The sequence below is a fragment of the Faecalibacterium sp. DFI.5.82 genome (assembly GCF_029076575.1).
GTDB lineage: Bacteria > Bacillota > Clostridia > Oscillospirales > Ruminococcaceae > Faecalibacterium > Faecalibacterium duncaniae.
This window is the reverse complement of sequence record NZ_JARFIS010000002.1, coordinates 135,675-160,118: the sequence shown is the minus strand read 5'-3', so window position 1 is coordinate 160,118 and position 24,444 is coordinate 135,675. Positions and strand designations below refer to the sequence as shown.

Sequence of the window (24,444 nt, the reverse complement as noted above, 5' to 3'; positions counted from 1 at the left end):
TTCCTCTCCTCCGGCTGGAGCTGGAAGGAGAAAGAATCATGCGGAAATTGTCGCAGACGGAAGAACTGGTAAAGATCCTGGCAGGCCGGGCCCGCCGCCATACCCTGACACCCGAGCAGATCAGCCGGGCCATGGATGAGCAGGAATACGATGTATCCGGGCTGGATGCGCTGTATGCGGCGCTGGAAGCCCGGGGCATCCGTGTAACCGAAGAAGAAGCGGACATGCCCAGGCTGGATGAAACACAGATCGGGGAACTGGAGCACGAGCTCTCAGCCGAGGGCGTAGCGCTGGATGACCCGGTGAAGGCATATCTGAAGGAGATCGGCCGGGTGCCGCTGCTGACAATGGAACAGGAGCTGGAGCTTGCCCGGGCCGCGCAGGCCGGGGACGCGGATGCCCGGCGGAAACTGAGCGAAGCAAACCTGCGGCTGGTGGTCTCGGTGGCCAAGCGCTATGCCGGGCGGGGGCTGCCCTTCCTTGACCTCATTCAGGAAGGGAACCTCGGCCTGATGAAGGCGGCGGAGAAGTTTGAACCTGACCGGGGGTTCCGGTTCTCGACCTACGCGACATGGTGGATCCGGCAGTCCATCACCCGGGCTATTGCCGATCAGGGGCGGGTCATCCGCATCCCGGTGCATCTGGTGGAGAGCATCAACCGGGTGAAAAAGACGACAGGGGAGCTTTTGCGCAAAAACGGCAGGGAACCCACAGCCGAAGAGATCGCCGTCCGGCTGGACATGGAGCCTGACCGGGTGCGGGAGCTGCTGCAGCTGGCGCAGGACCCCATCAGCCTGGAAACACCGGTGGGTGAGGAAGAGGATGCCCACCTGGAGGATTTTATTCAGGATGAGGAAGCAGGCGTTCCGGTGGACGAGGCCGGGCGGGAACTGCTGCGGCGGGAGCTGGCAAACGTCCTCAAGAGCCTGACACCCCGGGAGGAGCGGGTGCTGACTCTGCGCTTCGGGCTGGAGGACGGGCAGGCCCGCACCCTGGAAGAGCTGGGAAAGGAATTCAACGTGACCCGGGAACGCATCCGGCAGATCGAGGCCAAGGCTCTGCGCAAGCTGCGCCATCCCAGCCGCGCAAAGCGTCTGCGGGATTATCTGGAAGAATGAGCACATAAGGGCACCGCAGGCAGCTGCGGTGCTTTTTGCATGGGCAGGGGAGAGCACGCATCAAGAGCCAAGGTGTACAAAATGCACAAGGGTGTTTTTGGTGAGAACGTGCAAAACTCAAAAATCAAGAGCCAAAATGCGCAAAGCTTACACGCACCCGTGCGTACCATGAAATCGCGGGCTTGACAAAAATATTGGGCCAAAATGCGAAAAATGGCTTGACAGCAAGGCTTTTGAGGTGTATACTGCATTAGTATCACATAATGGCCTAGTGCGCCAAAAAGGGAGCTGCGCTGAAAGCGGCTGGACGGTGTTGACCGAAAAGTTTGTGAAAAGCGACGAACTTCCTTGGAGGATACGGGTCGATTTATGTGTGTGTGCTCAAATCTGACCCGTATAACGCAATATCCGTAGAGTATAAAAGTAAGGAGTGGTTGATTTTATGATGAAAGTCAAGCCCGTAAAGCTCGGCAAAACCGAGCGCATGAGCTTCTCCCACATCGACGAAGTCATCAGTATGCCGAACCTGATCGAGGTCCAGAAGAACTCTTATCAGTGGTTCCTGGACGAGGGCCTGAAAGAGGTCTTCCATGACATCGGCACCATTGAGGACTACACCGGTAACCTGGCGCTGAGCTTCGTGGACTTCCGTCTGGATAAAGAGCCCAAGTACAGCATCAAGGAGTGCAAGGAGCGCGACGTGACCTACGCTGCCCCCCTGCGCGTGACTGCCCGTCTGCTGAACAAGGAGACCGGCGAGGTCAAGGACCAGGAAATTTTCATGGGCGACTTCCCGCTGATGACCGATGCGGGCACCTTTGTGATCAACGGTGCTGAGCGTGCTATCGTCAGCCAGCTGGTCCGTTCTCCCGGCGTATTCTACGGAGATGCCAAAGATAAGGTAGGCAACGACCTGTACAGCGCAACCATGAACCCCAACCGCGGTGCATGGCTGGAGTACGAGACCGATGCCTCCAACGTGTTCTATGTCCGTATCGATAAGAACCGTAAGCTGCCCGTCACCGTGCTGTGCCGTGCGCTGGGCCTTTCCTCTGATGAGGAAATCCTGAACTTCTTTGGCGAGGATGAGCGCATCCTGGCCACTCTGGAGAAGGACACCACCAAGAACCAGGACGAGGGCCTGCTGGAGGTCTACCGCAAGCTGCGTCCCGGCGAGCCCCCCACGGTGGAGTCCGCTACCAACCAGATCAACATGCTGTTCTTCGATCCGCGCCGCTACGACCTGTCTCGTTTCGGCCGCTACAAGATGAACAAGAAGCTGTCTCTGGCCCGCCGCATCACCGGCTTTGTTGCCGCTGAGAACATTGTTGCTCCCCTGACCGGCGAGATCATCGTTGAGGCCAATGGCAAGATCACCCGTGAGCTGGCCGAGAAGGCAGATGCCGCCGGTGTGGATACCGTTATTCTGAGCATCGAGGGCAAGAAGGTCAAGGTCATCACCAACGGCTGTGTGGACGCACAGGGCTTCTTCTCCTTTGATGTCAAGGAGTGCGGCATCAACGAGCGCTGCTCCTTTGATGAGATCAAGAAGATCCTCGACACCACCTCCGATGTGGAGGAGCAGAAGGAAATGCTCCGCCGCAACCATGACCAGCTGATCGGCCGCACCGTCACCGTGAAGGACATCCTGTCCTCCATCAACTACCTGAACGGTCTGGGCCACGGCGTTGGCACCACCGATGATATCGACCATCTGGGCAACCGTCGCATCCGCAGCGTTGGTGAGCTGCTGCAGAACCAGTTCCGCATCGGCTTCTCTCGCATGGAGCGCGTCATCCGTGAGCGCATGACCCTGCAGAGCCAGGATCAGAGCGTTATCACCCCGCAGGCACTGATCAACATCCGTCCTGTGGTCGCCGCCATCAAGGAGTTCTTCGGCTCCTCTCCGCTGTCTCAGTTCATGGACCAGAACAACCCTCTGGCCGAGCTGACCCACAAGCGCCGTCTGTCTGCTCTGGGCCCCGGCGGTCTGAGCCGTGACCGCGCAGGTTTCGAGGTTCGTGACGTTCACTACAGCCACTATGGCCGTATGTGCCCCATTGAGACCCCTGAAGGCCCCAACATCGGTCTGATCTCCTATCTGGCATCCTACGCCAAGATCAACGAGTACGGCTTCGTTGAGGCTCCCTACCGCAAGGTCAAAAAGACTTACGACGAAAACGGCAAGCTGATCGATCAGGTCGTTACCGATGAAGTGGAGTATATGACCGCTGACGTTGAGGACGAGTACGTTGTTGCTCAGGCCAACGAGCCTCTGGATGAGACCAAGCACTTCATCCGTCCCCGCGTTTCTGCCCGCCGCCGCGATGACATCCTGGAAATCGATGCCGATAAGGTCGATTATATGGACGTTTCGCCCCGAATGATGGTCTCTGTTGCGACCGCCTGCATCCCCTTCCTGGAGAACGATGACTGTAACCGTGCTCTGATGGGCTCCAACATGCAGCGTCAGGCAGTGCCTCTGATGGTCACCCAGCAGCCCATCGTGGCTACCGGTATGGAATACAAGGCTGCCACCGACTCTGGCACCGCTGTTCTGGCAAAGAACGACGGTATCGTTGAGAAGATGGATGCCGACCACGTCACCGTCCGCAATGCACAGGGCGGCGTGGACAACTACCCGTTGGTCAAGTTTGCCCGCTCCAACGCAGGCACCTGCATCAACCAGCGTCCCATCGTTGAGGTGGGCGAGAGCGTCAAGGCCGGTCAGGTGCTGGCCGACGGTCCCGCAATGCGCAACGGTGAGATCTCTCTGGGTAAGAACGCCCTGATCGGCTTTATGACCTGGGAGGGCTACAACTACGAGGACGCTGTCCTGCTGAACGAGAAGATCGTCCGCGAGGATGTGTACACCTCGATCCATATTGAAGAGTACGAGACCGAGTCCCGTGACACCAAGCTCGGACCTGAGGAGATCACCCGTGATATCCCCAACGTCTCCGAGGATGCCCTGAAGGATCTGGACGAGCGCGGCATCATCCGCATCGGTGCCGAGGTCAAGAGCGGCGACATCCTGGTCGGCAAGGTCACCCCGAAGGGTGAGACCGAGCTGACCGCTGAGGAGCGCCTGCTCCGCGCCATCTTCGGCGAGAAGGCCCGCGAAGTCCGTGATACCTCTCTGCGCGTGCCCCACGGCGAGTACGGCATCATCGTGGATGTCAAGGTCTTTACTCCTGAGAACAGCGATGAGCTGCAGCCCGGTGTCCGCGAGGTCGTCCGCTGCTACATCGCTCAGAAGCGTAAGATCAGCGTCGGCGATAAGATGGCAGGCCGTCACGGCAACAAGGGTGTCGTTTCCCGCATCCTGCCGCAGGAGGATATGCCTTACCTGCCCGACGGCACCCCGCTGGACATCGTGCTGAACCCCCTGGGCGTTCCTTCCCGTATGAACATCGGTCAGGTGCTGGAAGTCAACCTGGGCTACGCTGCCAAGGCATGCGGCATCAAGGTTATGACCCCCGTGTTCGATTCTGCTCGCGAGAACGACATCGGCGATACCTTCGATACCGCCCGTGAGCTGTGGCACGGTGAGAATGCTCCCGCATATCCCACCAAGCTGCCCAAGATCATGGGTGAGAAGGGCCACATCATCGACTTCTCCAAGATCGAGCTGGACCGTGATGGCAAGACCACCGTTTACGATGGCCGTACCGGTGAGAAGTTCGATAACCGCGTTACCGTTGGTTATATGTACTACCTCAAGCTGCATCACCTGGTCGATGATAAGATCCATGCCCGTTCCACCGGCCCCTACTCTCTGGTCACCCAGCAGCCTCTGGGCGGCAAGGCTCAGTTCGGCGGTCAGCGCTTCGGCGAGATGGAAGTCTGGGCTCTGGAAGCTTACGGTGCCGCTTACACCCTGCAGGAGATCCTGACCGTCAAGTCCGATGACGTTGAGGGCCGTGTCAAGACCTACGAGGCCATTGTCAAGGGCGAACCCATCCCGCAGCCCGGCATCCCCGAGTCCTTCCGCGTTATGCTGAAGGAGCTGCAGTCTCTGGGTATGGACGTTGTGGTCCAGGACAAGGACGGCAACGAGATCGATATGCGCCAGAACTTCGACGACGAAGAGACCGGCTTTGATATGCGTGATGTTGCAGGTTCCGAGACTGTTACCAACGAGAATGAGCTGCTGAACGATTACACCATCAAGGATGCTGACGCAGGCTTCGATGATCCTTCTGTGCTGGAAGATGACAACTCCGGCAGTGCGGCTCCCGCTTCCGACGAAGTGGATTTTTAACTAGAGATTAAGAAAGGGTTCGTTTCATGGAAAACAACGTTTTCGATTCCATTAAAATCGGCCTGGCTTCTCCGGAGCAGATCCGCAACTGGAGCTACGGCGAGGTCAAGAAGCCTGAGACCATCAACTACCGCACCCTGAAGCCGGAGCGCGACGGCCTGTACTGCGAGCGCATTTTTGGACCTACCAAGGACTGGGAGTGCCACTGCGGCAAGTACAAGCGCATCCGCTACAAGGGCAAGATCTGCGATCGCTGCGGTGTCGAGGTCACTAAGGCAAAGGTTCGCCGTGAGCGCATGGGCCACATTGAGCTGGCCGCGCCCGTCAGCCACATCTGGTACTTCAAGGGCATCCCCAGCCGCATTGGCCTGATGCTGGACATCAGCCCCCGCCTGCTGGAGAAGGTCCTGTACTTTGCAAGCTATATCGTTACCGATCCCGGTCTGACCCCGCTGGAAAAGAAGCAGCTGCTGACCGAGAAGGAATACCGTGAGATGCGTGAGCGCTACGGCGATGAGTTTGAGGCATCCATGGGTGCTGAGGCCATCCAGGAGCTGCTGAAGGAGATCAATCTGGATCAGCTGAGCGCTGAGCTGACCGCTGAGGTGGAAAAGTCCTCCGGCCAGAAGAAGGTCCGCATCCTGAAGCGTCTGGAGGTCGTTGAGGCATTCCGCATTTCCGGCAACCGCCCCGAGTGGATGGTCATGGACGTGCTGCCCGTGCTGCCCCCCGATCTGCGCCCCATGGTCCAGCTGGACGGCGGCCGTTTTGCCACCTCCGACCTGAACGACCTGTACCGCCGCGTGATCAACCGCAACAACCGTCTGCGCCGCCTGCTGGAGCTGGGTGCTCCCGACATCATCGTGCGCAACGAGAAGCGGATGCTGCAGGAAGCAGTTGACAGCCTGATCGACAACGGCCGCCGCGGCCGCCCGGTCACCGGCCCCAACAACCGTGCCTTGAAGAGTCTGTCCGATCTGCTGAAGGGCAAGCAGGGCCGCTTCCGCCAGAACCTGCTGGGCAAGCGTGTTGACTACTCCGGCCGTTCTGTTATCGTCGTCGGCCCTGAGCTGAAGATGGATCAGTGCGGTCTGCCCAAGGAGATGGCTCTGGAGCTGTTCAAGCCCTTCGTGATGAAGGATCTGGTCGAGAAGGGTGTTGCCAACAACATCAAGTCTGCCCGTAAGATGGTCGAGCGTGCAAAGCCCGAGGTCTGGGACAGCCTGGAGACTGTGATCAAGGGCCACCCGGTCCTGCTGAACCGTGCACCTACCCTGCACCGTCTGGGCATTCAGGCCTTCAACCCCGTGCTGGTCGAGGGCCGTGCCATCAAGCTGCACCCCCTGGCATGTACCGCGTTCAACGCCGACTTCGACGGTGACCAGATGGCAGTTCATCTGCCCCTGGGCGAGGATGCCTGCCGCGAGGCCAAGATGCTGATGCTGGCTTCCGGCAACCTGCTGAAGCCCTCTGACGGCGCACCTGTTACCGTTCCTACTCAGGATATGATCCTGGGCAGCTACTACCTGACCACTGTTCGTGAGAACGAAGAGGGTGCAGGCAAGATCTTCCGTGATGAGAATGAGGCCCTGATGGCCTATGCAGAGCACGTTGTGACCCTGCACGCTCCCATCAAGGTCCGCCGCACCATGGTCATTGACGGTGTGGAGCGCACCGGTCTGGTGGATGCCACCGTCGGCCGGATCATCTTCAATAATCCCGTTCCTCAGAACCTGGGTTATATCGACCGCACCGACCCGGAGCATTGGCTGGAGTATGAGGTCAGCTTCCGCGTGACCAAAAAGACCCTGCCCGACATCATTTCCCGCTGCATGACCCGCAATGGCACCCGTGCCTGCGCAAAGATGCTGGACTCCATCAAGGCTCAGGGCTATAAGTACTCCACCCTGTCTGCAATCTCTGTTGCTGTGTGTGACGCTGTCATTCCTCCGCAGAAGGACGAGCTGATCGCTGACGCGGATAAGCAGGTCTCTCAGGTCAACAAGCTGTTCAACCGCGGCCTGATCTCTGAGAACGAGCGTTACACCCAGACCATCAACATCTGGCAGGCAACCACCGATAAGGTCTCCAAGGCTTTGGCAGCCAACCTGCCCAAGGACAACGAGATCTTTATGATGGCTGATTCCGGTGCGCGTGGTTCTATGAACCAGATCAAGCAGCTGGCCGGCATGCGCGGCCTGCTGGCCAACACCGCAGGTAAGACCATCGAGATGCCCATTCGTGCAAACTACCGCGAAGGTCTGAACATCCTGGAATATTTCGTTTCCGCCCGTGGCGCTCGTAAGGGTCTGGCTGATACCGCTCTGCGTACCGCTGACTCCGGCTACCTGACCCGCCGCATGGTCGATGTCTCTCAGGAGGTCATCGTCCGTGAGATCGACTGCGGCACCACCGACGGCCTGTGGGTCTCTGAGATCCACGAGGGCAAGGAGAAGATCGAGAGCTTCCGTGAGCGTATCATCGGTCGTTACGCTGTGGGCGATGTCATCAACCCCGTCACCGGCGAGGTCATCGTGCCCGAGGGCAAGATGATCGACCTGTACGATGCCAACGACATCGAGGCTGCAGGCATCACCAAGCTGAAGATCCGCAGCCTGCTGACCTGCCGCGCCAAGGTGGGTGTCTGCGCACACTGCTACGGCAGCGATATGGCAAACGGTGAGCCCGTCCAGCTGGGCGAGTCCATCGGTGTCATCGCAGCAGAGTCCATCGGCGAGCCCGGTACCCAGCTGACCATGCGTACCTTCCATACCGGCGGTATTGCATCTGCTGAGGATATTACCCAGGGTCTTCCCCGTGTTGAGGAGCTGTTCGAGAGCCGCCGTCCCAAGAGCATGGCCATTATGAGCGAGATCTCCGGTGTTGTCTCTCAGGATGACACCAAGAAGAACGTCGTCATCAAGGTCACCGGCAAGGACGAGAACGGTGCCGAGGTGGTGAAGAGCTACTCCATCCCCTTCACCCAGCATGCACGTGTCATGCCCGGCGATCGTGTGGAGAAGGGCGACATCATCACCCGCGAAGGTGTTCTGTATCCCCAGGATATCCTGGCCATCAAGGGTCTGAGCGATGTGCAGAACTACCTGATCAGCGAAGTCCAGAAGGTCTACCGTCTGCAGGGCGTTGAGATCAACGATAAGCATATCGAGGTCATCGTCCGTCAGATGTGCCGCAAGGTCCGCGTGACCGACTCCGGCTCCTCCGACCTGATCGGCGGTGCACTGGCAAACCGTCTGGAAGTTGAGAACATCAACGCCGAGCTGCAGAAGCGCATTGATGACGGTGAAGAGGGCATCAAGCTGGTCGAGTATCAGCAGGTGCTGCTGGGCATCACCAAGGCTGCCCTGGCAAACGAGTCCTTCCTGTCTGCCGCATCCTTCCAGGAGACCACCCGTGTCCTGACCGAAGCCGCCATCAAGGGCAAGGTTGACCCGCTGGCCGGCCTGAAGGAGAACGTCATCATCGGTAAGCTGATCCCCGCCGGTACCGGTCTGCCGGAGGTGCGTGAGGATCTGAAGCGCCGTGAGCAGGAGCGCGACGAGGCTGTTGCCGCTGAGCTGGCTGCAGCAAACCAGCAGTAAAACTCTATCTGCTCGGAACTGAATCAATCCATGAGCCGCCTTTCCCTGAATGCAGGGGAGGGCGGCTTTTTTGATTTGAAACTCCCTTCGTCATTGCTTCGCAATGCCACCCCCCTCTGGGAGGGAGGCCTGCTTGGGCCCGAAGCAGGGGAAAGGCCCCCTCTGAGAGGGGGCTGTCTGCGCAGCAGACTGAGGGAGTAAAGGAAAAATCGGCGGTTGAGTCCTTCGGCGAATAAAACAAAAAAATATTGGAAAAACTGTTGACATTCCTAATCAAAACGAGTATTATATAACTGTTGCGCGTCCCAATAGGGGAAGTGCGGCTAAAAAGTCGGAAAATATCCGATGTTCACTATTAAGAAAGGAGAAACAAAATGCCTACTTTTAACCAGCTTGTACGCAAAGGCCGTGAGGTCCTGGTTACCAAGAGCACCGCTCCCGCCCTGCAGAAGACTTATAACTCTCAGAAGAAGCAGTACTCTGATCTGAGCAGCCCCCAGAAGCGTGGTGTCTGCACTGCAGTTCGTACCATGACCCCCAAGAAGCCTAACTCTGCTCTGCGTAAGGTTGCTCGTGTCCGCCTCACGAATGGTATCGAGGTCACCTCTTACATTCCCGGTATCGGCCATAACCTGCAGGAGCACTCCGTCGTGCTGATCCGTGGCGGCCGTGTTAAGGACCTGCCCGGTGTGCGTTACCACATCATCCGTGGTACCCTGGATACTCAGGGTGTGGCAGGCCGTAACCAGGCCCGCTCCAAGTACGGCGCAAAGCGTCCTAAGGCCGGTGCTGCAAAGAAGTAATTGAGGACAACCGCCATAAACGGCTTTCCATTATATAAATAACAAGTCCGCATTGTGCGGAGGGTAACGGTTTATGTAAGGTCAGCTCTTTGTGACACAACGGGAGTTTTATTACTTTCGAGTACCGATGATATCATTCTGTGAAGGAGGGAAGAAAGATGCCTAGAAGAGGTAACATTGCTAAGCGCGATGTCTTAGCTGATCCTATTTACAATTCCAAGATGGTCACCCGTCTGGTCAACAGCGTGATGCTGGATGGCAAGAAGGGCGTCGCTCAGAAGATCGTTTACGAGGCTTTCTCCATGATTCAGGAAAAGACCGGCAACGATCCTCTGGAAACTTTCGAGAAGGCGATGGAGAACATCATGCCCAGCCTCGAGTGCAAGACCCGCCGTGTTGGTGGTGCTAACTACCAGGTTCCTCTGGAAGTCAGCCCTGCCCGCCGCGAGACCCTGGGTCTGCGCTGGCTGACCGCTTACAGCCGCAGCCGTGGTGAGAAGACCATGGCCCAGCGTCTGGCCGCCGAGATCATGGATGCTGCCAACAACACTGGTAACGCCGTGAAGAAGCGCGAGGATACCCACAAGATGGCCGAGGCCAACAAGGCTTTCGCTCATTTCCGTTATTGATCTGTTCTGTAGGAGGTTAATTTCATGGCTACACCCAGAGAAGTTTCTCTTCAGATGACGAGAAATATCGGCATTATGGCCCATATCGATGCTGGTAAGACTACGACTACCGAGCGTATTCTGTACTACACCGGCATCAATCACAAGATCGGCGAAGTTCATGATGGCGGCGCTACCATGGACTGGATGGTTCAGGAGCAGGAGCGTGGTATCACCATCACTTCCGCTGCTACCACCTGCTACTGGAGCCACTCTGAGACCCAGAAGGATCCGGTTGCATTCAAGAAGAACCGTCACCGCATCAACATCATCGACACTCCGGGCCACGTGGACTTCACTGTTGAGGTTCAGCGTTCCCTGCGCGTCCTGGACGGTTCTGTGACCGTTCTGGCTGCTAAGGGCGGTGTCGAACCTCAGTCTGAGACCGTCTGGCGTCAGGCTGACGAGTACAAGGTCCCCCGCATGGTGTACGTCAATAAGATGGATACCATGGGTGCTGACTTCTTCCGCTGCATCAAGATGCTGCACGATCGTCTGCACGCAAACGGCGTGGCAATCCAGCTGCCTATCGGTCAGGAGGATACCTTCCGCGGTATCGTTGACCTGGTCGATATGAACGCTGAGGTCTACTACGACGATATGGGCAACGACATGCGCACTGAGCCTATCCCCGAGGATATGGTCGAGCAGGCTGAAGAGTACCGTAACATCCTGGTCGAGGCTGTTGCCGAGAACGACGAAGTCCTGATGGAAAAGTACCTCGAGGGTGAGGAGATCACTCGTGAGGAACTGAAGGCTGCTATCCGCAAGGAGACCATTGCAAATACTCTGGTTCCCGTTACCTGCGGTTCTTCCTACAAGAACCGTGGCGTCCAGAAGCTGCTGGACGCTATCGTGGACTATATGCCCGCACCTACCGATGTCGAGGACATCAAGGGTGTGAATCCTGAGACCGAAGAGCAGGAGACCCGTCCGTCTTCCGACGACGCTCCCTTCGCAGCTCTGGCCTTCAAGATCGCAACCGATCCGTTCGTTGGTAAGCTGGCTTACTTCCGTGTCTACTCCGGTAAGGTCGAGGCAGGTACCACTGTCTACAACTCCGTGAAGGACACCAAAGAGCGTATGGGCCGCATCCTGCAGATGCACTCCAACCACCGCAAGGATATCGACTGCTGCTATGCAGGTGATATCGCTGCTGTTGTCGGTCTGAAGAACACCACCACCGGTGACACTCTGTGTGATGAGGATCATCCCATCATTCTGGAGTCCATGAAGTTCCCCGAGCCTGTTATCCGCGTTGCCATCGAGCCTAAGACCAAGGCCGGCAACGAGAAGATGGGCATCGCGCTGGCAAAGCTGGCCGAAGAGGATCCGACCTTCAAGACCTATACTGACGAAGAGACTGGTCAGACCATCATCGCAGGCATGGGCGAGCTCCATCTGGAGATCATCGTCGACCGCCTGCTGCGTGAGTTCAAGGTCGAGGCCAACGTTGGCGCACCTCAGGTCGCTTACCGTGAGACCATCCGCAAGGAGGCCAATCAGGAGACCAAGTACGCACGTCAGTCTGGTGGTAAGGGCCAGTACGGTCATGTTAAGATCAAGATCGAGCCCAACGAGCCCGGCAAGGGTTACGAGTTCGTCAACGCCATCGTTGGCGGTGCCATCCCGAAGGAATACATCCCGGCTATCGACAATGGTATCCAGGGTGCTATGAAGTCCGGCGTTCTGGCTGGCTATCCTGTCGTTGATGTCAAGGTCACCCTGTGGGATGGTTCTTATCACGAGGTCGACTCCTCTGAAATGGCCTTCTCCATTGCTGGTTCTATGGCATTCAAGGATGCTATGCGCAAGGCTGACCCCATCATCACTGAGCCCATCATGAAGGTTGCTGTCATCGTTCCTGATGAGTATCTGGGCGATGTCATCGGCGACCTGAACTCTCGCCGTGGCCAGATCCAGGGCATGGAGGCAATGGCAGGCACTCAGCGTGTCAACGCTTTCGTTCCTCTGGCTCAGATGTTCGGCTACGCCACCGACCTGCGTTCCAAGACCCAGGGCCGTGGCCAGTATGTTATGGAGCCTTCTCACTACGAGCCGGTTCCCAAGAACATTGCCGACCAGATCATTGCTGGCCGCACCAAGGCTTGATTGCCTGAAACAAAGTAAAATTTTGCCGGGGTAGTGTAGCTCCGGCAAAATTTCCTGTAAAAGCACTTGATTTTACAGGACAAATTTAGTAGAATAGTTTTGCAATGCAATTCTGTGTTTGCAGGACTGTTGTAACCAAATTCAATCCGTTTAAGGGAGGATATTCCAATGGCTGAAAAGGCAAAATTTGACCGTTCTAAGCCGCATGTTAACATCGGCACCATCGGTCACGTTGACCACGGCAAGACCACTCTGACCGCCGCTATCACCAAGTATCTGGCACTGAAGGGCGACGCAGACTTCATGGACTATGCCAACATCGATAAGGCTCCCGAGGAGCGCGCTCGTGGTATTACGATCAACTCCGCTCACGTCGAGTACCAGACCGATGCTCGTCACTACGCTCACGTTGACTGCCCGGGCCATGCTGACTACGTTAAGAACATGATCACCGGTGCTGCTCAGATGGACGGCGCTATCCTGGTCGTTGCTGCTACCGATGGTCCCATGCCCCAGACCCGTGAGCACATCCTGCTGGCTCGTCAGGTCGGCGTGCCTTATATCGTCGTGTTCATGAACAAGTGCGATATGGTCGACGACGAGGAGCTGCTGGATCTGGTCGAGATGGAGATCCGTGAGCTGCTGAGCGAGTATGACTTCCCCGGCGACGACACCCCCATCATCCGTGGCTCCGCTCTGAAGGCTCTGGAGTCCACCTCCAAGGATCCTGATGCACCCGAGTATGCTTGCATCAAGGAGCTGATGGACGCTGTTGACAGCTATATCCCCAACCCCGATCGTGAGGAAGACAAGCCCTTCCTGATGCCCATCGAGGATGTCATGACCATTTCCGGCCGTGGTACTGTTGCTACCGGTCGTGTTGAGCGTGGCATTGCTAAGGTTGGCGATGCAATGGAGATCGTTGGCATTAAGCCCGATCGTCTGAGCACCACCATCACTGGCCTGGAGATGTTCCGTAAGTCTCTGGACTTCGCTGAGGCTGGCGATAACATCGGCGCTCTGCTGCGTGGTGTTGACCGTACCCAGATCGAGCGTGGCCAGGTTCTGGCTAAGCCCGGCACTGTCCATCCCCACAAGGTCTTCGAGTCTCAGGTCTATGTTCTGACCAAGGACGAAGGCGGCCGTCACACCCCCTTCTTCTCTAACTATCGTCCTCAGTTCTACTTCCGTACCACTGACGTGACCGGCATCATCACCCTGCCCGAAGGCACCGAGATGTGCATGCCCGGCGATAACGTTCAGATGCACGTTGAGCTGCTGACCCCCGTTGCTATGGAAGAGGGCCTGCGTTTCGCTATCCGTGAGGGTGGCCGTACCGTTGGTTCCGGCGTTGTTGGCAAGATCATTGAGTGATTTTGACCCTCTGCGCCTGTTCTAAGGCAAAAGGTTAAACTTACAAAGAGCCTTCCCATTCCGGAGAGTGGGAAGGCTCTTTTTGCGCTATCGGCGAATCAAAGGGAAAAGCCTCTTGTTCTGCATTCCGCAGAGCAGGAGGCTTTTTATGCTGCCGGGGAATCAGCCGAGCAGATTATATTGATTGGATCGTTTCTGAGCAATTTCATACACTTCCTCGTCAGCACGGACACCGATGACGATCACCAGCATTTCCGTTTCGGTGCGGCGCAGCTGATAGACGACCCGCAGGCCGGAAGCACGAAGCTTGATTTTTAGAAATCCAGCCAGATTGGTGCGGCTGTGGTTGCCCAAAGCTTTTCCGTAACCGTTTTCTTCAGCAGGCAGGGGATTTTGCTGCACTTTTTTGATGGCTTTCAGGACAAGGAGCCGTTGGCTGCCATCCAGTGCCTTCAGATCTTTTTCGGCCTCGGGAAGGTATTCCAGTGTCCAGCTCATTCGATGTCTACCTCGTCAAAATCTGCGAGGTCCTCTGCCGTGATGCCCAAGCGGCGGTTCATTTCTGTCTCGGATATGACTGTGGCGGGGTCATAGTGCACCATCCGTTCGGTGGCAATGGTCAACAGGCGTGCATCGTTCACTTCATCCATCAGACGAACGTATTCCTCAGGTGAGAGAAGCACGCATTCGGCGGTGTTGTTCTTCATCACAACTTTTGCACCGTTCCGTTTGACATCGTCGAAGATCTTTCCCGCCAGGCCGCGGTTGAATTGAGTGATCGGGATCGTATTGGTAATAGCGCTTACAACAGATGCCATGTCTGTCAGCTCCTTTCTATGGTTATAGTATAGCAGTTATCTGTAAAAATAGCAATAGAAATCGCAGTAAATTCACTGATGATATAAAGGCGGACAAAAGTTGGAGGAATTTTTGTTGTAGATCTGTTTACAAATAAAGGTTGTTATGATATGCTGACATTAAAGAGCAAAGATGTCGGAGAATGGAGGACGGCACGATGGCGTTTGACTATAAGAAGGAGTACAAGGAGTTTTATCTTCCACCCAGGAAGCCGGGTATTGTGACTGTTCCGCCGATGAATTTTGTGTCTGTACAGGGCAGGGGAGACCCCAATGAACCAGGTGGGGAATATCAGGCGGCAATGGAGTTGCTGTATGGCATTGCCTTTACCATCAAGATGAGCTACAAGGGAAGCCATAAGATTGACGGTTACTTTGAATATGTTGTCCCACCGCTGGAGGGCCTGTGGCATCAGGAGGAAGTGGACGGTGTGGACTATGCCCACAAAGAATGCTTTGAGTGGACAAGTATGATCCGCCTGCCGGATTTCGTGACCCGGGAAGTGTTCGATTGGGCCGTTCAGGAAGCGACTGCAAAAAAGAAGAAGGATTTCTCCAAAGTGCAGTTCTTCCACTATGATGAGGGACTTTGTGTGCAGTGTATGCATGTTGGTTCTTATGATGCCGAACCGGAGACGCTGGAGCAGATGGATGCTTTTGCGCGGGAACAGGGCTATGAGACTGATTTCACCGGGCACCGCCGCCACCACGAAATTTACCTCAGCGATCCGCGTCGGACAGCACCGGAAAAACTGAAAACAGTGCTGCGGCATCCTGTTCGCGTAAAATAAAATCGGGAAAGTTCACAAAGACTGTCGATTTTCGTTGTGAGATGTGCTATACTAAATCTACCTATAGAAACATCTCGAAAAAGGGAGGAGAACATCATGCAGCATGAAACTGTCATCGTGCTGGACTTTGGCGGCCAGTACAATCAGCTGATCGCGCGCCGTGTCCGCGAGAACAATGTCTACTGTGAAATCTATTCCTACAAAACTGACCTGTCGGTCATCAAGGCGAAGAACCCCAAGGGCATCATCTTCACCGGCGGCCCCAACAGCGTCTATCTGGAAGATTCGCCCACCATCGACCCCGAGATCTTCAACTGGGGCATCCCTGTGCTGGGAATCTGCTACGGCAGCCAGCTGATGATGCACCTGCTGGGCGGTCATGTCTGCCGCGCCCCTGAGCGTGAGTACGGCAAGACCGAGGTCTTTGTGGACAACAGCAGCAAGATGTTCGAGGATGTTCAGCCCTCCACCATCTGCTGGATGAGCCACAACGACTACATCGAGCAGGCAGCCCCCGGCTTCAAGATCACCGCACACACCGTGAACTGCCCTGTGGCTGCTGCAGAGAACGCCGAGAAGGGCCTGTATGCTGTTCAGTTCCACCCGGAAGTGCTCCACACCGCTGAGGGCAAGAAGATGCTCCGCAACTTCGTGTATAACGTCTGTGGCTGCTCCGGTGACTGGAAGATGGACTCCTTCGTGGAGAACAATGTCAAGGCTCTGCGGGAGCGCATTGGCGACGGCAAGGTGCTGTGCGCTCTGTCCGGCGGCGTGGATTCCTCTGTGCTGGCTGCGATGCTGGCAAAGGCCATCGGGAAGCAGCTGACCTGCGTGTTTGTGGACCACGGCCTGCTCCGCAAGAACGAAAAGGAAGAGGTCTGCTCTGTCTTTGGCCCGGGCAATGCCAACGGCTTTGATATCAATTTCATCTGTGTGGATGCCCGCGACCGCTATTTCAGCAAGCTGGCCGGTGTTACCGAGCCCGAGCGCAAGCGCAAGATCATTGGCGAGGAGTTCATCCGCGTCTTTGAGGAGCAGGCAAAGCTGATCGGCAAGGTGGATTTCCTGGCACAGGGCACCATCTATCCTGACGTTGTGGAGAGCGGCCTGGGCGGCGAATCCACTGTCATCAAGAGCCACCACAATGTCGGCGGCCTGCCCGATACCGTGGACTTCAAGGAGCTGGTGGAGCCTCTGCGCAACCTGTTCAAGGATGAGGTGCGTCAGGTTGGCCGTGAGCTGGGCCTGCCTGAGTATCTGGTCAGCCGTCAGCCGTTCCCCGGCCCCGGTCTGGGCATCCGCATCATCGGTGAGGTGACCCCCGAAAAGGTTGCCATCGTGCAGGATGCAGACGCAATCTGGCGTGAGGAGATCGCCAAGGCTGGTCTGGATAAGGAGATTAACCAGTATTATGCCGCCCTGACCAATATGCGCAGCGTCGGCGTGATGGGTGACGAGCGTACCTATGACTACGCTGTGGCCCTGCGTGCCGTGACCACCACCGACTTTATGACGGCTGAGAGCTACAATGTGCCCTGGGATGTTCTGGGCACCGTGACCAGCCGCATCGTCAATGAGGTCAAGCACGTCAACCGTGTGTTCTACGATTGCACCGGTAAGCCGCCTGCCACCATCGAGCTCGAGTAATGGACCAAAATGCCGAAAGCCTGTATTCATGCGGGTTTTCGGCATTTGTTTTTATCAATGCATGCGCAATTATAGCACTCCGCGTTGCTTTATGCTATAATAGGCAGGCAGCGAGGTGAAGTGTATGAAAAAAACAAGAGATCTGTTCTGGACTTTTTTGAAGATTGGTGCGTTCACATTTGGCGGCGGCTACGCAATGGTGGCCCTGCTGGAACGGGAATTTGTGGAGGACAAGCAGTGGCTGAGCCGGGAGGAATTTCTCGATATGGTCGCCATTGCGGAGTCCACGCCGGGCCCTGTGGCGGTGAACAGCGCCACCTATGTGGGGTATAAGATCGAAGGGGCAGAAGGGGCTGCGGCATCCACGCTGGCGGTCTGCCTGCCCTCGTTTGTGGTCATCTACCTGATCTCACTGGTGTTTGACCGGTTCTTGCAACTGTCGGCAGTGGCAAGCGCGTTCCGGGGCATTCAGGTCTGCGTCATCTATCTGATCCTTTCGGCGGGGATGAAGATGCTGAAAAGCCTGTCCGGCACGGCCTTCAACAGGATCATCGTTGCCGGTGTTGTGGTGGCCATGGTGGGCTGCTCGGTGGCGGCGGTGTCCTTCTCGTCCCTCTACTACATCCTGCTCTGCGGGGCGGCAGGGGTGCTGCTCTACCTGTTAAGAAAGCTGCGGAAGGAGGAGAAAGCATGATCTACCTCCAGCTGTTCCTCAATTTTCTGATGATCGGAGCGCTCTCCTTTGGCGGCGGCTACGGGATGATCTCGCTGGTGCGGGAGACCGTGCTGCGTTATGGCTGGCTGACCGAAGCAGAATTCCTGAGCTTTGTCGCCGTTTCAGAGTCCACCCCGGGCCCGCTGGCAATCAATATGGCAACCTTTATCGGGTCATCACAGGGCGGCTTTCCGGGGGCGCTGATCGCTACGCTGGGGGTGGTGCTGCCCTCGTTCTTCATCATCCTGCTGATCGCGGCGGTGCTGAAAAACCTGATGAAGTATGCGGGCGTGGAAGCCTTTCTTTCCGGTGTGCGGCCCTGTGTGGTGGCCATGATCCTGGCGACCGCGCTGAATATGATGCTCTCCACACTGGGCGGCATCAAGACGCTGGCGGATGGATTTGCACCGGATGCGAGATCGATCCTTGTGTTCGCTGTTTTATGGGCGGTGCATTTTGTCTGGAAGAAGCGGACGCAAAAAGCCCCGTCGCCCATCGGAATGATCCTGCTGGCGGCGGGACTGGGAATCCTGTTCTGGGGCGTATGAGAGATCATCGCCCTTTTTTTGTGGCTCAGTGCTCCACGAATTCGCCGCGCAGGGCGAACATGTGGTCCATGGGGCCGGAGCCTTTGCCCAGATCGAGCATGGCGGACAGGCAGCCTGAAATATATGCCTTGGCCCGCTCTACGGCGGCATCCAGGGGATAGCCCTTTGCCAGATTGGAGGCAATGGCGCTGGACAGGGTGCAGCCGGTGCCGTGGGTGTTGGGGTTGGCGATGCGCTCGCCGTGGAACCATTTGCCGCTGCCGTTGCGCCAGAGCAGATCGTCGGCATCATTCACCTTGTGGCCGCCCTTGCAGAGCACGGCACAGCCGTATTTTTCGCTGATGCACTTTGCAGCGGCCTCCATCCCGGCGGCATCGGTGATGGTCATGCCGGACAGGATCTCGGCCTCCGGAATGTTGGGCGTGACCACCTCGGCCATGGGCAGAAGCTGCCCGGTCAGGATCTGGATGGCGCTGTCCTGCAGCAGCTTGGAGCCGGAGGTGGCCACCATCACGGGATCGACCACGATGTGCTTGGCATCGTACTGGCGCAGCTTTTTGGCAATGGTCTCAATGAGCGCAGACGACGACACCATGCCGATCTTGATGGCATCCGGGTAGATATCGGTGAACACCGCATCCAGCTGCTGGGCCAGAAATTCGGGTGTGGTCTCAAAGATTCCGGTCACACCGGTGGTGTTCTGGGCCGTCAGAGCAGTGATAGCGCTCAGGGCAAACACACCGTTGGCGGTCATGGTCTTGATGTCGGCCTGAATGCCTGCGCCGCCGCTGGAATCGCTTCCGGCAATGGTCAATGCTGTTTTCATAAGGAAAATCCCCCTTTTTCCTCTCAGCATAGCACAGTCCGGCGGCATTTGCAAGGAAAACAGGCCCGCCCTCTTTTCTGCCGGAGAAAAGCGTGATAAAATAAGGCAAAAACGAAACTGGGGGAGAATACAATGAACATCACGGTATATCTGGGCGCAAACGAGGGCAATGATCCGGCCCTGAAGCAGGCGGTGCAGGAGCTGGGAAGGTGGATCGGGGAGAGCGGGAACGCGCTGGTGTACGGCGGCTCCCGCTGCGGCCTGATGGGAGAAATCGCTGAAAGCACCCTGAACGCCGGGGGCGAAGTGACCGGCGTGGAACCGGAGTTTTTTGTGCAGGGAGAGCTGCAGCACGAGGGGCTGACGGAGCTGATCGTGACAAAGGATATGACTGAGCGCAAAACAAAGATGATCGCGCTGGGGGATGCGTTTATTGCATTTCCCGGCGGCACCGGCACACTGGAGGAAATCGCCGAGGTGATGTCCAAGGTGTCGCTCAGGCATCTGGATGCGCCCTGCATCCTCTATAACCTGAACGGCTACTACGATGGCCTGAAAGTCCTGCTTGCCCGGATGATCGAAAAGGGGCTCTCCTCCCCGGAACGCCAGCAGGGGATCTATTTTGTAGAGGATCTGGAGCAGATCAAGGAAATTTTGCAGAAATCGTTTTGAAGATCCTGTTTAGGGTCGCTCTCTGCACACCTCCTGCCGCTCCGGCATAGACCGGGAAAAGGGGGAGTGCGATTTGGAACAGATTTTCCTGACGGCGGCGGTATTGCTGCTGCCGATGCTCTGCACCACAGCCGGTGCGGCTGGTGTGTTCCTGCTGCGGAAGACCGGGGAGCCTGCCACCCGGCGGATGCTCTGCGGCATGGCGGCGGGCATCATGCTGGCGGCCAGCGTATGGAGCCTGCTTTTGCCGGCCATTGAGCGGGCAGAGCAGGGGCCGCTGCCTGCATGGGTCCCGCCTGCCGTGGGCCTGCTGCTGGGTGCGGTAGGGCTTTTGCGGCTGGAAACGCTGGCGGGCCGCCTATTGAATGCCGGGCCGGGCCGTTGTGGGCGGATGGTGCTGGCAGTCACCCTGCACAACCTGCCCGAGGGCATGGTGGTGGGCCTTGCTGCCGCGCTGGCCCTGCGGGGAGAACCGGATGCCATCAGCGGGGCGCTGGCCCTTGCGCTGGGCATCGGGCTGCAGAACATTCCCGAGGGAGCTGCGGTCAGTCTGCCGCTGGCGCAGGAGGGCAGGTCTAAGCGCCGCGCCTTTGCGGCGGGGGCTGCCTCCGGTCTTGTAGAGCCGCTGGGGGGCCTGCTGGCCCTTGCACTGGCCGGGTGGGTCAGTGCAGCCCTGCCCTGGCTGATGAGCCTTGCCGCCGGGTGTATGGTCTGTGTGACGGCACAGGAGATGATCCCGGAAGCCGTGGAGGCAGACGAACCGGCGGGGGTCATCAGCGTGGTAGCAGGGTTTGCCCTGATGATGGCGCTGGATGTTGCCCTGTAACGCAAAAAGGAGACCGCGCGGTGCGGTCTCCTTTTTTTGTCTGTCAGTGTGCTTCTAGTATTTCGGCCTGCAGGGTATCCAGCTGCTCAAAGCTGTACAGCCGGTTCAGCGCCTCTATCAGCTCCTTTTTGGAGAGCCGGGGCGGCAGGCCCAGCGCGTTGAGCAGCTGGTATTTCCGCTCGGCACTGCCCGGGGTACCGGAAAGCCCCCAGTTGTACAGGTCGGTGTAGGTGATCTGCCGACCCTCCGGGCGGGCAGGCGCGGCCCCGGCTTCTGTGCCCAGTGCATCCCGCAGGCATTGCAGGACGATGGCATCGTCCACGCCTTCCACGCCCAGCAGGCCTTCCTTGCCAGGCTGGGGCTTCCGTTTTTCCTTGCCATGGATGGCGGGCACATAGGCCTGCACTACGTTTTCTGCCCCCACCAGACCGGTGATGTAGGTGCGGATGCGGAACCCGGCGGCATCGGAATCGGTGAAGAGGATCAGGCCGTTTTTCTTCGCCAGGGCTTTCAGCAGCCGCTGGCGTTTTTTGTCCTTGTAGATGCCAAAGCCGTCTGTCAGCAGGATCATGGCATCGGTCAGGTGGGAAAGGCGGGCGGCATCGTATTTGCCCTCCACCACCAGCACCCGGTCGGTGTGCAGCAGTTCTCGTTCGCTCATCGTCCGCTCCCCGCCAGCGCCAGACGGCAGAGTGCTGCTTCCAGCAGGGTCTGCACATCCACGGGCTGGCTCTTCAAACTTTTATCGAGGTCCAGCAGCACCTGCAGGCAGGTCTCCAGCTGGCCCAGCGTGTAATGCGATGCCGTTTCGGCTGAGCGCTTGAGCCGGTAGTCGCTGCCCTTGTAGCCAAAATCCTTGAACACGGCGGCGTAGCTCTTCCGTTTGGAAGCTCCCAGCTTGACCCGGTACAGGTCTACATAGCTGCCAATCATTGCGCCGGTGATGGCAATGGGCTCCTGCTGTAAGCGCAGCAGGGTCTGCAGCTTTTTGCAGGCACCGGTGGCGTTCTTGGCGGTGATCATCCGGATCATCTCAAACACATCCGCTTCCAGGCTCACGGTGCCCATCTCAGCCACCATAGCGGAGGTAACGGTCTGGTAGCCGGAAAGGGCACAGAGCTTGTCTACCTCGTTTTCCAGCAGAAAGGGATCCTCGCCGCAGCGCTCCAGCAGGGCTGCGGCAGCGCCCTCGGGCAGGGTGGTATCCTGCGCCTTGGCCCGCTCAATCAGCATCATCTTCAGCTCGTAGGGCTTGGGTTTGGAGAGCTCTTCGGCAAAGCCCAGCTTCTTGCATTCGGCGATCAGCTTTTGTGCCCGCTTGCCGGTCTTGAGCTTGCTGCGCTCCAGCTCGAACACGCTGCCCAGCACCACCACGGCATTTTCCAGGCTGGCTAGGGTGCTGCACAGTTCCTCCAGATCCTTGTCGCCGTAGGCGGCGGGGTCAAGCTCGGGCAGCACCACCACGCGGCGGGTGCCAAAGAAGGAGATGGTGCCCGCTGCCATGATGAGCTGCTCAATCTCGGGCGCGGCACCGTCCAGCACGGTGGTCTCCTCATCCGTGTCAGCGCTCAGGATCCGGACGGCGGCAGACACTGCCTGCCGGACAAGATACCGCTCGCTGGAATAGAAATAGTAGACCGGACAGCCGCGGTCTGCCAGCTGGCGCAGTTTGGCTTCCGTTGCCATGGCGGGGCCCCCTTTCAGAAAAGAATACCTTATAAGTGTACCCACCGGGGCGGGAAATGTCAATGCAGGAGGCAGAAGAAAAAACGACAGATGTCTTTTATCGCTTCCGCAAACGTGATATACTGAAAGAAAACGGCCTGCGCCGGAACGGAAAGGGAAGAATACGGATGAAACGAGCCTATTTCAACTGCATCCTGCTGGACGGCACCGAACAGATGGAGCCGGTGGCGCACAACAATGCTGGAACTGGTGGTCTGCCGCGGCCGTGCCGTGCACAAGCCCGCTCCCAAGCGGAACAAAACGGTGGATGCCCTGCTTGACCCGTATCTGGCATAAATGCTATAATATCCTTAAATTCCGTCCGTGCCAGAGCGGGCGCTGAAAGGATGAAACGCTTACGAAACGTCCCAAGCTTACATTGCAGCTGCAATACAATTCGCCGGTGATCCTGACCTTTTTTCTGCTCTCCCTGGGGGCTTTGTTCCTGGGGCAGTGGACAGGCGGCTGGACCACAAAGCACCTGTTCTGCGTCTATCGCGGTTCTCTGAAAGATCCACTGTTTTACATCCGGCTCTTCGGCCATGTGCTGGGCCATGCCAGCTGGGATCATTTCCTGAACAATATGCTTCTGCTGCTGGTCATCGGCCCGCCGATGGAAGAAAAATACGGCAGCGGTCCCCTGCTCAAGGGCATCCTGCTCACGGCGCTCATCTCGGGTGTTCTGCAGTGTGTGCTCTTCCCCCATACCGCCCTGCTGGGGGCTTCGGGCATCGTGTTCATGCTCATCATGCTGGCATCGCTGTCGGGCTTCTCCGGCGGCATCCCGGTGACCATGCTGCTGGTGGCGGCACTGTATCTGGGCCAGCAGGTGTATGATATCATCTTTGCGCACGATAATGTGGCGAACTTCATGCACATTGTGGGCGGTGTGTGCGGCACAGCCTTTGGGTATGTGTATGCCATGCTGCCCCGGAAACGCAGGAGACCGGCTGCCAGAAAAAAGCGATGATCAACAAACGACCCCGGAAAGCTGTTCTCACGCTTTCCGGGGTCGTTTTATGGATGATTATAATTCGTTCAGGACCCGCCGCGCGGCACGGATGGTCTCCTCGCTGGTCTGCCAGACCTCAAACTCGGAGAAGCCAGGCAGGCCCATGGGAACACCTTCCCGCCGGAAGGTCATCCGGCTGTCCAGCACCTGCTTGCCGGACATGTGGAAGGCGTGCGCGCCTGTCTCAGCTGCCAGAGCCGGAAGATTGGCCGGGGTCACGCCCGCACCCACCAGGATCTCAAGGTCAGGCCCGGCGGCCTCCACCAGCCGACGGAGCAGGGAAGCGCCTACCGGGGCGCTGGCGGCCTGCCCGCTGGTCAGGATGGTGCCAAGGTTCAGCGCTTTGGCCGCTTCCAGCGCCGCAAAGGGGTCTTTGCAGACATCAAAGGCACGGTGCAGGGTGCAGACGACCGGACGGCCAGCGGCCTTTGCAGCGGCCCGGACGGCCGCGTAGATGGGGCGTAGTGCGTCCACGTCCAGCTCCCCCTCCGGGGTCAGCACACCGGTCACAATGCCGTCCGCACCCGCCTGCACCAGCGCGGCGGCGGTCTCGGCCATCTGGGCAAGCTCATAGCGGTCGTAGCAGAAATCACCGAACCGGGGCCGCAGCAGGGCACGCACCGGCAGGCCGGTCTCGGCCTTGACCTGCCGCACCAGCGCAAGGCTGGGTGTGGTGCCGCCAATGATCAGGTCGGCGCACAGCTCCAGCCGGTCGGCCCCGCCCCGCTTTGCCGCAAGGGCGCTTGCGACACTGTCTACACAAACTTCCAATGTGTAAGTCATAAATACCTCCAAGGCCCGTCAGCATCTCTACTGACGGGCCTTTCGTTGCCTTGATAAACTTAAACCATTCTGCCAAGGGCTCCCCTACTAGGGGAGCTGGC

The 24,444-nt window shown here is 57.8% G+C and carries 21 protein-coding genes; 15 read left to right on the top strand and 6 right to left on the bottom strand.

Features of this window, described 5'->3' with window-relative positions; all coding sequences use genetic code 11:
- The first annotated feature begins 38 nt into the window (after nucleotides 1-38).
- From rpoD to tuf, 7 genes are all read left to right on the top strand, one after another.
- A complete protein-coding gene (rpoD, locus tag P0G09_RS04355; RefSeq protein WP_275252034.1) occupies nucleotides 39-1,118 on the top strand; it encodes an RNA polymerase sigma factor RpoD in 1,080 nt (359 codons plus the stop codon).
- A 442-nt stretch (nucleotides 1,119-1,560) separates the two neighbouring features.
- Nucleotides 1,561-5,382: a DNA-directed RNA polymerase subunit beta gene (locus P0G09_RS04350; RefSeq protein ID WP_207684849.1), complete on the top strand. Its 3,822-nt coding sequence runs from the start codon at nucleotides 1,561-1,563 to the stop codon at nucleotides 5,380-5,382.
- Between the two features lie 26 nt (nucleotides 5,383-5,408).
- Entirely contained in the window at nucleotides 5,409-8,984 is a 3,576-nt protein-coding gene (rpoC, locus tag P0G09_RS04345; RefSeq protein WP_275252033.1) for a DNA-directed RNA polymerase subunit beta', read from the top strand.
- A gap of 374 nt (nucleotides 8,985-9,358) precedes the next feature.
- On the top strand, nucleotides 9,359-9,787 hold the full coding sequence (gene rpsL / locus P0G09_RS04340; RefSeq protein WP_005930554.1) for a 30S ribosomal protein S12: 429 nt from the start codon (nucleotides 9,359-9,361) through the stop codon (nucleotides 9,785-9,787).
- Nucleotides 9,788-9,945: 158 nt separating this feature from the next.
- Complete coding sequence (gene rpsG / locus P0G09_RS04335; protein ID WP_005930552.1) at nucleotides 9,946-10,416, top strand: 30S ribosomal protein S7; 471 nt, start codon at nucleotides 9,946-9,948, stop codon at nucleotides 10,414-10,416.
- 24 nt (nucleotides 10,417-10,440) lie between these two features.
- A complete protein-coding gene (gene fusA, locus P0G09_RS04330) occupies nucleotides 10,441-12,567 on the top strand; it encodes an elongation factor G (RefSeq protein ID WP_275252032.1) in 2,127 nt (708 codons plus the stop codon).
- 168 nt (nucleotides 12,568-12,735) lie between these two features.
- Entirely contained in the window at nucleotides 12,736-13,941 is a 1,206-nt protein-coding gene (gene tuf / locus P0G09_RS04325; RefSeq protein WP_005930548.1) for an elongation factor Tu, read from the top strand.
- 162 nt (nucleotides 13,942-14,103) lie between these two features.
- Here the strand turns inward: tuf and P0G09_RS04320 are convergent, their stop codons facing one another.
- Together P0G09_RS04320 and P0G09_RS04315 are read right to left on the bottom strand one after the other, a co-directional pair.
- Complete coding sequence (locus P0G09_RS04320; RefSeq protein ID WP_156058321.1) at nucleotides 14,104-14,439, bottom strand: type II toxin-antitoxin system RelE/ParE family toxin; 336 nt, start codon at nucleotides 14,437-14,439, stop codon at nucleotides 14,104-14,106.
- Entirely contained in the window at nucleotides 14,436-14,759 is a 324-nt protein-coding gene (locus tag P0G09_RS04315; protein WP_156058320.1) for a type II toxin-antitoxin system Phd/YefM family antitoxin, read from the bottom strand. The genes P0G09_RS04320 and P0G09_RS04315 overlap by 4 nt, the downstream gene beginning before the upstream one ends.
- Before the next feature lie 197 nt (nucleotides 14,760-14,956).
- Between P0G09_RS04315 and P0G09_RS04310 the strand changes: the two genes are divergently transcribed.
- The 4 genes from P0G09_RS04310 (at nucleotide 14,957) to P0G09_RS04295 (ending at nucleotide 18,499) form a co-directional block, all read left to right on the top strand.
- Nucleotides 14,957-15,589, top strand: coding sequence for a GyrI-like domain-containing protein (locus P0G09_RS04310; protein ID WP_275252031.1), 633 nt, complete (start codon nucleotides 14,957-14,959; stop codon nucleotides 15,587-15,589).
- A gap of 96 nt (nucleotides 15,590-15,685) precedes the next feature.
- Nucleotides 15,686-17,236 (top strand): glutamine-hydrolyzing GMP synthase, encoded by a 1,551-nt coding sequence (gene guaA, locus P0G09_RS04305; protein ID WP_005930542.1) that lies wholly within the window; start codon nucleotides 15,686-15,688, stop codon nucleotides 17,234-17,236.
- A 124-nt stretch (nucleotides 17,237-17,360) separates the two neighbouring features.
- Nucleotides 17,361-17,930: a chromate transporter gene (locus tag P0G09_RS04300; RefSeq protein WP_275252030.1), complete on the top strand. Its 570-nt coding sequence runs from the start codon at nucleotides 17,361-17,363 to the stop codon at nucleotides 17,928-17,930.
- Entirely contained in the window at nucleotides 17,927-18,499 is a 573-nt protein-coding gene (locus tag P0G09_RS04295) for a chromate transporter (RefSeq protein WP_097770285.1), read from the top strand. Before P0G09_RS04300 ends, P0G09_RS04295 begins: the two co-directional genes overlap by 4 nt.
- Nucleotides 18,500-18,524: 25 nt before the next feature.
- Here the strand turns inward: P0G09_RS04295 and thiD are convergent, their stop codons facing one another.
- Nucleotides 18,525-19,325, bottom strand: coding sequence for a bifunctional hydroxymethylpyrimidine kinase/phosphomethylpyrimidine kinase (gene thiD, locus P0G09_RS04290; RefSeq protein WP_117476894.1), 801 nt, complete (start codon nucleotides 19,323-19,325; stop codon nucleotides 18,525-18,527).
- Between the two features lie 132 nt (nucleotides 19,326-19,457).
- Between thiD and P0G09_RS04285 the strand changes: the two genes are divergently transcribed.
- Together P0G09_RS04285 and P0G09_RS04280 are read left to right on the top strand one after the other, a co-directional pair.
- On the top strand, nucleotides 19,458-19,997 hold the full coding sequence (locus tag P0G09_RS04285) for a TIGR00730 family Rossman fold protein (RefSeq protein WP_275252029.1): 540 nt from the start codon (nucleotides 19,458-19,460) through the stop codon (nucleotides 19,995-19,997).
- A gap of 73 nt (nucleotides 19,998-20,070) precedes the next feature.
- Entirely contained in the window at nucleotides 20,071-20,823 is a 753-nt protein-coding gene (locus tag P0G09_RS04280) for a ZIP family metal transporter (RefSeq protein WP_242700944.1), read from the top strand.
- Nucleotides 20,824-20,866: 43 nt separating this feature from the next.
- On the opposite strand, the gene P0G09_RS04275 is transcribed toward P0G09_RS04280, so the two are convergent.
- Complete coding sequence (locus P0G09_RS04275) at nucleotides 20,867-21,484, bottom strand: DUF4093 domain-containing protein (protein ID WP_275252028.1); 618 nt, start codon at nucleotides 21,482-21,484, stop codon at nucleotides 20,867-20,869.
- Nucleotides 21,481-22,509, bottom strand: a complete 1,029-nt coding sequence (holA, locus tag P0G09_RS04270) for a DNA polymerase III subunit delta (RefSeq protein WP_275252027.1) — start codon at nucleotides 22,507-22,509, stop codon at nucleotides 21,481-21,483. The genes P0G09_RS04275 and holA overlap by 4 nt, the downstream gene beginning before the upstream one ends.
- A 62-nt stretch (nucleotides 22,510-22,571) precedes the next feature.
- On the opposite strand from holA, the gene P0G09_RS04265 reads away from it, so the two are divergent.
- Together P0G09_RS04265 and P0G09_RS04260 are read left to right on the top strand one after the other, a co-directional pair.
- Nucleotides 22,572-22,829, top strand: coding sequence for a hypothetical protein (locus P0G09_RS04265; protein ID WP_275252026.1), 258 nt, complete (start codon nucleotides 22,572-22,574; stop codon nucleotides 22,827-22,829).
- A gap of 98 nt (nucleotides 22,830-22,927) precedes the next feature.
- A complete protein-coding gene (locus tag P0G09_RS04260; RefSeq protein WP_005930504.1) occupies nucleotides 22,928-23,518 on the top strand; it encodes a rhomboid family intramembrane serine protease in 591 nt (196 codons plus the stop codon).
- Nucleotides 23,519-23,575: 57 nt separating this feature from the next.
- Here P0G09_RS04260 and P0G09_RS04255 read toward each other — a convergent pair whose 3' ends face one another.
- Nucleotides 23,576-24,343, bottom strand: coding sequence for a copper homeostasis protein CutC (locus P0G09_RS04255; RefSeq protein WP_275252025.1), 768 nt, complete (start codon nucleotides 24,341-24,343; stop codon nucleotides 23,576-23,578).
- Nucleotides 24,344-24,444 lie beyond the last annotated feature (101 nt).